Below are 11,641 nucleotides of genomic sequence, written 5' to 3' on the forward strand. Positions count from 1 at the left end.
TCTCCCCGTTGTCGAAGGTAGTTTCGATTGTAATCCGTACGTCCATGGCAGCCCCACACGCAAAGAACTCACCTTAGCACGGGCCGCAACGACGAAGATGACCCCCATGTTTTGTCCACTCCCCTCGCCCATAGCAGGACAAACCCGAACGCCATGCCAAGCAGCGGGTCGATCAGCAGAAACCCGGTGAATTCGATTGCGAGGGCGGTCACGATGATCAACAGACTGCCAACAAAGGTCTGGATGATATGCCAGAACGCTCCCTTCGTGTTCAGATCTTCCTTGCTTTGCTTCCAGATCAGCGCAAGCGAAATGAACTCCGTAAAGAGCCCCCCGGCAGCCGCAATCAGCATCGGACCCGTTGGAAGATCAATTGGCGCAGACATGCGCATGGCAGCCATCGCGATGACAACAACCGCCATGGCCAGCAAGAAGCCGCCATTCACAAGGGCGCCGATGATTTCGGCGCGCGCCCAGCCAAAGCTCCGCTCTTCATCCGCCGGACGCAACGCCATACGCGCCGCGACAATGGCGACCAGCACACCGCCCACGGCCGAAAAGGTATGGAACGCGTCGGAGATGACCGCGATTGACCCTGTCCATAGGCCAATCGCCAGTTCAATCACAAAATAGATGCCGGTCAACTAGGCTGATATCGCCAGCCCCTTGCCGCCGGACGGCATATGCCCCTGATGTCCGCCTGCCATCATCTATCTCCTTAGTTTGCGACTAAAGCCGTACCCGTCGCAGCCGCAGTGCATTGCTAATGACGGAGACCGAAGACAGGCTCATCGCGGCGGCGGCGATCATCGGCGACAGAAGAAGGCCGAAAAACGGGTAGAGAATACCAGCCGCGATGGGCACACCTGCGGTATTGTAGGCGAAGGCAAAAAACAGGTTCTGCTTGATGTTTCGCACCGTTGCCTTTGCCAATCGGCGCGCACGCACGATGCCGACAAGATCACCACCCAGAAGGGTGATGCCTGCGCTTTCCACGGCAACGTCGGCACCGGTGCCCATCGCAATGCCCACATCAGCCGCCGCCAGGGCAGGGGCATCGTTCACGCCGTCTCCTGCCATGGCGATCCGGGCCCCTTCTTGTCTGAGGGAGTCCACCAATGCCTTCTTGTCTTCGGGCAAGACGCCTGCGTGGACTTCATCAATACCCAGCTTTGCGGCGACGGCTTCGGCGGTTTTCTGATTGTCACCGGTTGCCATTATGACCCTGAGACCGAGGCGATGAAGGTCATCGATGGCGTCTGCCGTGGACTCCTTGATGGGATCGGCAACAGCGACAATGCCGGCAAAAGTGCCATCTATCGCCACAAGCATTGCTGTCTTTCCAGATTCACGAAGGTCGTCCGCAGCAAATTCCGCAATCGAAGCGTCAACGTTGATCTCTGCCATCATGGCGGGATTCCCAAGTGCCACGACCTGGCCATCGACCATGCCTTTCACGCCCTTGCCAGTCACGGCTTCGAATTCCGTTGCGTTCGGAAGCGTCAGCCCCCGTGCCAGCGCACCCTCGACTATTGCTTCGGCCAGCGGATGTTCGGAGCCCCGTTCGAGGGCCGCAGCCATTGTCAGCAGGTCATTTTCAGCCTTGTCCCCCGTGGGCACCACGTCTGTCAGCTTGGGGCGCCCTTCGGTGAGTGTTCCGGTCTTGTCAACGATGACGGTATCGACACGCGCCATGCGTTCCAGTGCTTCGGCGTCTTTGATCAGAACGCCAGCCTGTGCCCCGCGGCCCGCCGCCGTTGTGATCGAAATGGGCGTCGCAAGGCCCAAGGCACAGGGGCAAGCAATGATAAGAACGGATACGGCTGCAGTAACAGCGAAGGCGAGCGCGGGATCGGGCCCTAAGAACAGCCAGACAACGAAGGATATGATCGCAATGACGACAACCGTCGGAACAAAGACGGACGATACCCGGTCCGCCAGACCCTGAATCGGCGCGCGCGACCGCTTTGCACCTGCCACCATGTCCACGATCTGGGACAGGACCGTGTCCGCACCGACCTGTGTGGCCCGGATCGCCAATGTGCCGTTCTTGTTGATCGTGCCGCCTGTGACCCGGTCGCCTTGTGTTTTCTCGACCGGCAACGGCTCTCCGGTGATCATACTTTCGTCGATAGATGAATGCCCTTCGAGGACCTCGGCATCGACGGGTATGCTGTCGCCGGGGCGTACCCGCAACCTGTCACCCTCAACAATGTGTTCGAGAGGTGCGTCATATTCCGTCCCGTCCGGCAGGATCCGCCGCGCCGTTTTTGGTGCGAGATCGAGCAATGCACGGATGGCATCACCCGTCCGTTCGCGGGCGCGCAACTCGAGCACCTGACCGACAAAGATCAGCGCAACGATCACAACCGCAGCTTCGTAATATGTCCCGACGCTTTGGCCGTTTCGATACGCTTCGGGGAAAATGCCGGGCAGGAATGTTGCGGCAAGCGAATAGATATAGGCAGCCCCGACGCCAAGCGCGATCAGGGTCCACATGTTCGGCGATATATTCCTGATCGATTCCCACCCCCTTTTGAAGAAGGGAAGAGCCGCCCAGAGAATGATCGGGGTTGCGAGGACGAATTCGATGTAGACAGCCGTCTGATGTCCGATCCATTCCCGCACAGGTAGGCCGACCAGTTCACCCATCGTCAGGATAACCAGCGGAACGGCGGCTGCCGCGCTGATCCACATGCGTGTTGTGAAATCGGACAACTCTTCTGACGGCTCGTCCGATGGAAGCATCGGTTCAAGCGCCATGCCGCAGATCGGACAGGACCCGGGCTCATCCTTCAGGATTTGCGGATGCATCGGGCAGGTCCATTGCGTACCGGCCTCGCCATGTGCTGGTGTCTTTTGGGCGTTTCCCGACGCATAGTAAAATGGGTCTTTGCCAAACTTGGTTTCGCAGTTTTCCGAGCAGAAATGAAAGACCTCTCCATCATACTCGGCACTGCGCGTGTCTTCGTCTATCTCGACGGTCATGCCGCACACCGGGTCGGTCGCTGTATCTGGGTCTGATGCGGTCGAGGTGCGCGTCATGTCGTGATGATGTTCTTGGTCCGTGGCCATCTTCTAATTCCCGTTTTCAAGACAATTGAACACATAACCCTTCCAGTTACTGGAGGGTCAAGACTCTTCCGACAACGCTGCGTATGAATTTTATGGGCCTTCGCGATGCGCGAAGCTCCTGTCAGCCCAGGGTCAGTATCATGTCTTCCGAAACGGACATCGTGGGAATATGCAGGTTCTCCGGTGCCGGACCCTTTCGAATGCGTCCTGCTGTATCATAATGGGAGCCATGACAGGGACAGAACCAACCACCAAAATCGCCGGCTCCGTCACCAAGTGGTACACATCCCAGATGCGTGCAAACGCCTATCATGACCAAGAAATTCTCATTTCCCGCCACTGCCCTGTTTGCATCGGTGGCCAGGTCATCTCCGGATATGTTGGGATTTCTGGCGACGGTATCAGGAAGGGAAAGCACATCTTCCGAACGGGCCTGCGCGATTTCCGCGTCGGTCCTGTGCCGGATGAACACCGGCTTGCCGAGAAAACTGACAGTCAATTGCGTTCCGGGTTCCACACCGGAGATATCGACGCGGATCTGGGACAGCGCGCGGACATCGGCGGATGGGTTCATCTGATTGAGCAATGGCCAGACCGCAGCCCCTACGGCAACCGCGCCCGTTCCGGCGGTGGCGTAGTACAGGAAATCCCGGCGGAGTTGTGGTGTTTGTGTATCCATAGCGATTCACGGTCGCAGCTTCCTGTGGGGGAAGGTCAATGGTAAAGTAGGCAATCACGGTTTTCATTTTTGCTGACATACTCAGACTTAGGAAGCGTTGGTTGACCGATTTGTTCGCCAGAGCGCTGCGACCAGCAACGGTGCGGCAGTCATCAATCCAAGACCGATGATGATCCACTCAGCAGTGCCGAAATCTCCCGACATGGCCTCTGCTCCGAAATGCGCGAGCAGGAAACTGGCTGGAAGAATGCCTGCCAGAGTTGCGATCAGGAACCGCCAAAGGCGCAGGCGGCTGAGACCGGCAGCGTAGCTCATTGCGTCAAACGAGATGAAGGGCAAGAGGCGAGACGCGAACACCGTCAACATCAACAGATTTTGAGAGCCCAATAACCCGAAACCGGCCTTATCCCCAAGCCAGCGCTCAACGTGGTCGCGCCCGATATAGCGGGCGATGATGAATGCCACGAGTGCACCCAGTTCCGACCCGATGGCGACATAGACAGCTCCGGCAACATGACCATACGCCGCGCCTGCCACCAGTGCGACCGGTGCACTTGGAATGGGGCTTGCCACGATCGAAACCATCATGAGCACGATGATGAGCAACGGTCCCAAAGCGCCGGCCCGCTCTATCCAGACCTCGATAGTCTCGCGGGCTATCGCCGGGCCATATCCCATTGCCCATATGGCTATCAAAAGTACGCCAAGCGCAACCACCAACCATAGCCCAACCCGATGCAGGCGCGGTTTGCTAAGCGGCATGGAGCACCAAAAGAAAGAGAGCTGCGAAGACAATTGGCCTTTGCTCGGGCAAGATGAAATGCATAGGCGCAGAGATGACGATCAACAGCCCGCCGGCGAGGGTCAGCCGCTTGATGTGCAATTCGGTTTTCATCTCAAACCTCTATCGAGGAATAGGATTCCCCTAAAGGTTCCTGTCAGCGGAGGGTAAAGGGATTTCTGCGCTAAGCAACACTGAATTGCCCCATCATGCCGCCGTCTTCGTGTTCCAGAATGTGGCAGTGATACATGTAGGGCGCAGCCGCTGAGGCAGGTTTTTCGAATTTCATCGCAAGCTCCACTTCACCATCCACCAGTACCGTATCCTTCCAACCCCTGTTCTCTGCACGCGGTGCCGTACCGTTTTCCGACAGGACCTGAAACCGGACGCCGTGAACATGGAACGGGTGCATCATCATGGCCCCACGCACAATCCAACGCTCGATGCTGTTGAGTTTGGTGGAAAAATTGAGCGTTCCCGAATCGTATGACGCGCCGTTGATCGAAAATCGGTTACCGGACCGCGAGAACATCATCCCCATGCCCATCGACATATCCAGTGACAGACGTCGGACTGGCGCGTCCTTGACCGCAAGATCAGGCAACTGCCCGTCCAGAGAGCCGGGCAGGGCGTCGATGCGAACCGGAAGGGTTGTGTCGACAGCGAAAGGCAGCACGGTGAATGGACTGCCGGAACCGCCGCCGCCCATCATTCCGCCCATGGCCGAATTAATGATATCGTCGGACTTCAAAACACTGTCCCGCCCGCTTGTGAAATCCACAAGCACTTCTGCGCGCTCTCCTGGTGCAAGGGTCAGGCGGTTCAGCGCAATCGGTCGATCCAGAAATCCGGCATCTGTCGCGATGAGATGAAGCGACCGGCTGTCAGACATGGACAGGCGGTAAACCCGCGCATTCGAGCCGTTGACGACACGGCACCGCACGATCCCCTTCGGAACCGCTGCCGACGCGCCGATTTGACCGTTCACAACCATTGTGTCGCCCTGAAACCCGTTCATGGACTGGTGCATGCCGGGATCGTATTTCAGGCGTCCGCGCCAGTTGAACTGACGGTCCTGCAATACAAGGGTCAGATCATCGACCCCGTAGGCGGATGGCAATCCACGGGCGTCATCCGCGTCATCCGTCACCTGCAGAACACCCGCCAGCCCCAGCATGACCTGCCGTGCCGTCGCGCCGTGAATGTGGCTGTGATACCAGGCCGTTGCCGGGGGCTGGTCAAGGTCCAGCACCGGCTTCCAGGTGTCTCCCGGTGCGATGGCCTGATGTGGTCCGCCATCGAACTCACCGGCAACAACCAACCCGTGCCAATGCGCCGACATCGGCTCGCCAAGCGTGTTGTGCACCTCTGCCCGTGTCTCGACCCCGGCCTGCACCCGGATCGTCGGGCCAAGGTATCCCTGGTTGTAGCCGAACGTTTCGCTGGCGGCACCGTCGTCAAAACGGGTCTCGCCCGTGCGGGCTTCCAGCTGAAAAAGCCGGGATGTCGTCGCATCGAGAAGGGGAGGATACGCGAGCCTCTTGTCCGATGCCGCGAATGCAGCCGATGGCAGGGCAAATGCAGCCCCAAAGCCTGCGGCATGGCCCAACAGTTCTCGACGGTTCAACAGTTTCACTTCAACTCAATTCCTCTGGCAGCGCCGCCAGAGCCATATCGACACTGACGACCGGATAACCGCCCGCGATCCAGCCCGGTCCGGCGGCAGAACCGAGCATGCCTTCGGATACGTCAAGAAAGCCGCTGTAGCCAGCCTGCCGAAGACTTCGCATGACGCGGCCAGACCGCCCGCCTGTCGCACAGATGAGCGCGACAGGCCGCCCTTCGGCCCGTTCCCGGGCGGCAAAAAGCCGCTCGGCGAAACGGTCCTCATGCAGGCTGATGGGCCAGGTACCGTCGGCAACGCCGGTGTCGGTCCATTCCGGTCGCGACCGAACGTCGATCATCCGGATCAGGTCCTGTTGCAGCGCATCTGCTGCCATGTCCGCCGACCAGACCTCGGCGGTCTGGGCGACAGCCGAGAAAGGTGCAACGGAACTGGCCAACATCGCAAGGCTTGCGCCGCGGCGCGTCAGAAAGAAGGCCATAATTTGCCCCCATCAAGCTGAGTGCCGCAGGCTTGACCCTTATTCGCTGTCATGATGACCTTCCATGTCCGTTCCGGTGGAAGTACCGTTCATTTTGCTCATCCGTGTACCGGCATCTTCCATCTCGTCCTGAGAGATCTGGCCGTTACCGTCCGCATCGAGATGCTGAAAGCGATCTACCATGCGCGCGCGCATTGCGTCCATATGCAAGGCTTCGAACTCGTCAAGTGTCAACGCTCCATCGGAATTCGCATCGAACTCCCGCATTTTTTCGGACATCTGCGCGGCCATTTCATGAGGCTGTCCACCGGACATCATTGTCGACATCATGTCCCGATCCATCATTCCCATCATGTTGCCCTGGCCACCCATCATAGCGGCATGCATCTTCATCATTTTTCGCATCATCGGCATCATGTCCCCGCCCATCATGCCCATCTGATTGTCGCCATCGCCCATCGCCATGCCGGACATATTCCCGCTGTCAGGCTTGCTGTCGGCAGCCCCGTCGGATTCCGCAAATGCTGTTTGCGCCATGCCAACCGCGATCACCACGCCAAGCGCAATAATTTCTTGTTTTTTCATTTCTCATTCCTTTCAGACTTACCCTAGATACATTGGCGTTATAGCGCTTTGATTAAAGGCCAAGCGCGGGCCGTTTTGTAATCATTTGTCACAGCATCCTGTTACAAACGGTGACAAAGCAACCACTCACAGTTCGCCGGACGATTTGCTAGGCAGACGTCGATCCAGTGAATTCATTGAAGAGGCTGATGATCCTTTGACACCTGAAATCGGTCATTTCGCGCTGGCACTGGCCTTGGCCATGGCGCTTGTTCAAAGTGTGCTGCCCATCCTCGGTGCGGGGCGCGGAAACATCCTGTGGATGCAGTCTGCCAGATGGTCCTCGTTCGGTCAGGTTTTCTTTGTCGGCATCGCGTTTCTGGCGCTGATGCAAGCCTTCGTCACAAGCGACTTCACGGTCAAGAACGTGGTGGAGAATTCCAATTCACTCAAACCGATGCTGTTCAAGGTGGCAGGCACCTGGGGCAGTCACGAAGGATCCCTGTTGCTGTGGACCCTTATCCTGACGGTGTTTGGTGCGGCGGTCGCCCTCTTCGGATCGAACATTCCTCTGTCGCTGAAGGCAAGAACGCTGTCGGTGCAGGCCTGGATCAGTGTCGGTTTCCTGACTTTCATGCTGCTGACGTCCAATCCCTTCGACCGCGTTTTCCCTCCGGCAGACGACGGTCAGGACCTCAACCCATTATTGCAGGATGTCGGTCTCGCCATGCACCCGCCGCTTCTCTACTTCGGGTATGTCGGGTTCTCGATTGTCTTTTCGTTCGCGGTTGCCGCCCTGATCGAAGGGCGGGTGGACGCGGCCTGGGCACGGTGGGTACGTCCGTGGACGCTGGCTGCCTGGATGAGCCTGACCGCAGGCATCGCGCTGGGATCCTGGTGGGCCTATTATGAGCTTGGCTGGGGCGGCTGGTGGTTCTGGGATCCCGTTGAGAACGTCAGTTTCATGCCATGGCTGATGGGCACGGCACTGCTGCATTCCGCAATCGTGACGGAGAAACGGGATGCGTTCAAAAGCTGGACAATCCTTCTGGCGATCCTGACTTTTTCCCTATCGCTCTTGGGCACGTTCATTGTCCGATCGGGCCTGCTGACCTCTGTGCATGCATTCGCGGTCGACCCGGAAAGGGGACTTTATATCCTTGGATTGCTGGCCGTTTCGATCGGCGGTTCCCTTGCTCTGTTTGCCTGGCGCGCGCCGACAATGGAGCCCGGCGGCCTGTTTAAGCCGATCAGCCGGGAAGCGGGGCTATTGGTGAACAACCTGCTGCTGGCCACGGCCACCGGCATTGTGCTGTTCGGCACCTTGTACCCGCTCTTCTACGAAGCCGCGACGGGCGGTGAAAAACTGTCGGTGGGGCCGCCCTTCTTCAATGCGTCCTTTATTCCCGTGATGCTGCCGCTCGTCTTTGCGATGGGGCTGGGGCCTTACCTGTCCTGGAAACGTGCCGATCTGGCGGGCGTTCTGCAGCGGTTGCGTTTCGTGGTCGTTCTGGCCGTGCTCGCGACATTGGTGACCTGGTATCTCGCCGAGGGCGGTCCGGTGTTGGGGTATCTGTCGCTGATGCTTGCATTCTGGCTGTTTTTCTCAACCCTGCGGGAATGGGCGATGCGCATAAAGCTGTTTGAGGCACCGTTCCCGGAATCGGTGCGCCGTGCACGCAACCTGCCCAGATCCTCTCATGGGATGACACTGGCTCATGCGGGGCTCGCGATGGCGATGTTCGGATTTATCGGCTCGACGGTCTGGAAATCCGAGGAAATCATCTTTGTCCGGCCCGGTACAGAGGTCAGCATTGGTGGGTTCGATGTCACCTTTGAGGGGGCCGAACGTGTGCGTGGGCCAAATTACTTCGCGGATCGTGGCACGCTTCGTGTGGCCCGGGAGGGGAACTATGTCACCGATCTCTTCCCGGAGCGGCGTACCTATCCGGTCGCGCAAACCACCACCACAGAGAGCGCCATCAGATCGACAATGGCCGGTGATCTCTATGCGTCCATCGCAAATCCGGCCGCCGAGGACGAGAGCACGCAAGGGGCTTGGACCCTGCGCATCCTGTATGAACCTCTGGTCAACTTTATCTGGATCGGATCGGCGATGCTTGTGCTTGGTGGGGGTCTTTCGCTGTCTGACCGGCGGTTGCGCGTCGGGGCACCCCGTCGCAAGGCGACAGCGCCCGCAGCACTTCCTGCGGAGTAGGCATGGGACGTATACTGGCATTCATTCCGCTGGCAATCGCGGCCATTTTCGGGGGGTTTTTTCTGTGGGGCTTGAACCCGGACCGGGACCCGAACAACATTCCTTCGGTTCTGATCTCGCAGCCGGCACCCGAATTCGATCTGGCCGCTGTCGACGGGTTGGAGACGCCAGGGCTTTCCCGCGCCGATCTGGTCGGGAACCCGCGACCGGTCATCGTGAACGTGTTTGCCTCGTGGTGCGTGCCCTGCCGGGCCGAACACGGGGTTCTGACCCAGATGGTCGAAAAGGACGGGCTGACGTTGTTCGGGATCAATTACAAGGACAAGCCGGAGGATGCGACTAAATGGCTTGCTGAGCTTGGCAATCCCTACGAAAGGATCGGGTCTGATCTGAGCGGCAGAGTGGGGATTGAATGGGGCCTTTCGGGCGTACCTGAAACATTCATTGTCGGCTCTGACGGGACGGTGTTGTTCAGATATGTCGGCCCCGTCGTGGGCGAAACGGCGATTTCCACATTCAGGGAAGCATTGATCCAGGCTGGCGCGTTAGCAAGGGGCCAGAACGGATGAGGTATATCGCATTTGCTTTCCTCCTGCTGCTTCCGGTGACGGCCTTGGCGGTCGAGCCAGACGAGATGTTGCAGGATCCTGTACTGGAGCAACGCGCCCGTGAAATATCACGGGAACTGCGCTGCGTTGTCTGCCAGAATCAGGACATCGACAGCTCCAACGCCGGGGTTGCGCGGGACCTGCGCATACTGGTGCGCGAAAGGCTTGTTGCCGGTGACAGCGACAAGGAGGTCATCGCGTACATCCACGCCCGGTATGGCGATTATGTCCTGATGCGCCCGCCCCTGAATCGCGCCACTCTCGCGCTCTGGATGGCGCCCTTCGTGTTTGCGCTTGTTTCGCTGCTTGTCGGCTGGACCGTCATTTCGAGAAGCCGGCGCAGGGCTGCCGCAACGGGATTTTCCGATGACGAAAAAGCGGAAATTGCGCGTTTCATTGAAGAGAACGCTTCAAAGGACGGTTCATGATCTGGTTGGTTTTCGCCCTGTTATCCGTTGTAGGTCTGCTTTTCATGGGCCTGCCGCTGCGCCATCGGTCGTCGCGGACACCCGTCCCGGCTGACGCCACGGATGCGGTCCTCATGGATCAGTTGGATGAGGTTCGGCGGGATCTTGAGCGCGGTGTCATTTCCGACACCGAGGCCACGGCGGCGGAGCAGGAGATCAAGAGACGGATCCTCGTGCAGTCGCGCCGGTCCGTTCTGTCAGATGGGAAACCGGCGGCAGGGGGCCGCTTGATGGTCGTTCTGAGCGCAGTGTTCGTGCCGGTCTTCGCTTTTGGATATTACTCCGCAATGGGCTCGCCAGAGATCCCAGGTGTCGCCTTTGCCGAACGTGCCACTGAACGGCAGGAAGCGGCGGAAATCGCCGAATTGACAGATCGTCTGTACGTCCGGCTCAGTTCAGACCCCGAAGGCGGGCCTTCGGAAGGCTGGATGCTGCTGGGGCAAACCTATTCGAAAATGGGCCGGTATGCGGATGCAGCCGATGCATATAGAGTTGTCGCACAACGACCGGAGGCCGATTCCGCCGTCTTCTCCATGTTGGCCGAGGTTCTGATCTACGCAGAGCAAGGTGTGGTGACACCTGAAGCGGACACCGCGATTGATCGGGCGTACGAACTGGATCCTTCCAATCCCGGTGCTGCCTTTTTCAAGGCAGTCTCGCTCGAGCAGAAGGGCGATGAGGCTCGGGCTCACGAAACGCTGGTGGCCCGGCTGGACGATGCGGATAGGTTTTTCCCGTGGATGGAAAGCTTTGTTGGCGAAGCCAACCGGATTGGCGCGAAGATCGGCAAGGCTCCGATCTCGCTGGCCGACTATGCCCCGAAGACCAGTGCGTCCGGCCCGACACAGGAAGACATCGAAAACGCGCAGGACATGAGTGTGGAGGAACGACAGGATTTCATCCGCTCGATGGTCGAACGGCTGGCCACGCGGCTGGAAGATGAGCCTGACGATCTTGATGGATGGATGCGGCTTGGCAATGCCTATTCGGTTCTGGGTGATACCGCGCCGGCAATCGCGGCGTTTGAACACGCTGAAATCCTGTTGTCGGAGGTGCCGGGAGATGACCCGCGCCGTCAAGCCGTGCAAAGCGCGTTGGAACGGTTGCGCCCGTAGTGGCGTGGGCGACCGTCGCTGTGCAGGTG

General features: G+C 58.8%; 12 protein-coding genes. 4 read left to right on the top strand and 8 right to left on the bottom strand.

The window, feature by feature from the left end; translation table 11 throughout:
• Positions 1-68: 68 nt before the first annotated feature.
• From NIT7645_RS08045 to NIT7645_RS08075, 8 genes are all read right to left on the bottom strand, one after another.
• Entirely contained in the window at positions 69-644 is a 576-nt protein-coding gene (locus NIT7645_RS08045; protein ID WP_306316142.1) for a cation diffusion facilitator family transporter, read from the bottom strand.
• Between the two features lie 85 nt (positions 645-729).
• Positions 730-3,075, bottom strand: coding sequence for a heavy metal translocating P-type ATPase (locus NIT7645_RS08050; RefSeq protein WP_043847221.1), 2,346 nt, complete (start codon positions 3,073-3,075; stop codon positions 730-732).
• A 121-nt stretch (positions 3,076-3,196) separates the two neighbouring features.
• A complete protein-coding gene (petA, locus tag NIT7645_RS19205) occupies positions 3,197-3,754 on the bottom strand; it encodes a ubiquinol-cytochrome c reductase iron-sulfur subunit (protein ID WP_009824465.1) in 558 nt (185 codons plus the stop codon).
• An 87-nt stretch (positions 3,755-3,841) separates the two neighbouring features.
• On the bottom strand, positions 3,842-4,516 hold the full coding sequence (locus NIT7645_RS08060) for a TVP38/TMEM64 family protein (protein ID WP_043847219.1): 675 nt from the start codon (positions 4,514-4,516) through the stop codon (positions 3,842-3,844).
• Complete coding sequence (locus NIT7645_RS19505) at positions 4,506-4,649, bottom strand: hypothetical protein (protein WP_009824469.1); 144 nt, start codon at positions 4,647-4,649, stop codon at positions 4,506-4,508. The genes NIT7645_RS08060 and NIT7645_RS19505 overlap by 11 nt, the downstream gene beginning before the upstream one ends.
• Before the next feature lie 70 nt (positions 4,650-4,719).
• Positions 4,720-6,171, bottom strand: a complete 1,452-nt coding sequence (locus NIT7645_RS08065; RefSeq protein ID WP_043847217.1) for a multicopper oxidase family protein — start codon at positions 6,169-6,171, stop codon at positions 4,720-4,722.
• A gap of 1 nt (position 6,172) precedes the next feature.
• Entirely contained in the window at positions 6,173-6,640 is a 468-nt protein-coding gene (locus NIT7645_RS08070) for a rhodanese-like domain-containing protein (RefSeq protein ID WP_043847215.1), read from the bottom strand.
• Between the two features lie 39 nt (positions 6,641-6,679).
• Positions 6,680-7,225 carry an EF-hand domain-containing protein gene (locus NIT7645_RS08075; RefSeq protein WP_043847211.1) on the bottom strand — a complete coding sequence of 182 codons (546 nt, stop codon included), beginning with the start codon at positions 7,223-7,225 and terminating at the stop codon, positions 6,680-6,682.
• 196 nt (positions 7,226-7,421) lie between these two features.
• Here NIT7645_RS08075 and NIT7645_RS08080 point away from each other — a divergent pair, with 196 nt between their 5' ends.
• The 4 genes from NIT7645_RS08080 to ccmI are packed head-to-tail and all read left to right on the top strand — an operon-like array spanning position 7,422 to position 11,612.
• Positions 7,422-9,422 (top strand): heme lyase CcmF/NrfE family subunit, encoded by a 2,001-nt coding sequence (locus NIT7645_RS08080; RefSeq protein ID WP_043847210.1) that lies wholly within the window; start codon positions 7,422-7,424, stop codon positions 9,420-9,422.
• A 2-nt stretch (positions 9,423-9,424) separates the two neighbouring features.
• Positions 9,425-9,991, top strand: coding sequence for a DsbE family thiol:disulfide interchange protein (locus tag NIT7645_RS08085; protein WP_009824474.1), 567 nt, complete (start codon positions 9,425-9,427; stop codon positions 9,989-9,991).
• The gene (locus NIT7645_RS08090) at positions 9,988-10,458 is read left to right on the top strand and encodes a cytochrome c-type biogenesis protein (RefSeq protein WP_009824475.1); all 471 of its coding nucleotides are present in this window, start codon (positions 9,988-9,990) and stop codon (positions 10,456-10,458) included. Before NIT7645_RS08085 ends, NIT7645_RS08090 begins: the two co-directional genes overlap by 4 nt.
• Positions 10,455-11,612: a c-type cytochrome biogenesis protein CcmI gene (gene ccmI / locus NIT7645_RS08095; protein WP_043847209.1), complete on the top strand. Its 1,158-nt coding sequence runs from the start codon at positions 10,455-10,457 to the stop codon at positions 11,610-11,612. The genes NIT7645_RS08090 and ccmI overlap by 4 nt, the downstream gene beginning before the upstream one ends.
• The last annotated feature ends 29 nt before the right edge of the window (positions 11,613-11,641 follow it).

This window comes from Phaeobacter italicus (genome assembly GCF_001258055.1).
GTDB classification, from domain to species: Bacteria; Pseudomonadota; Alphaproteobacteria; order Rhodobacterales; family Rhodobacteraceae; genus Phaeobacter; species Phaeobacter italicus.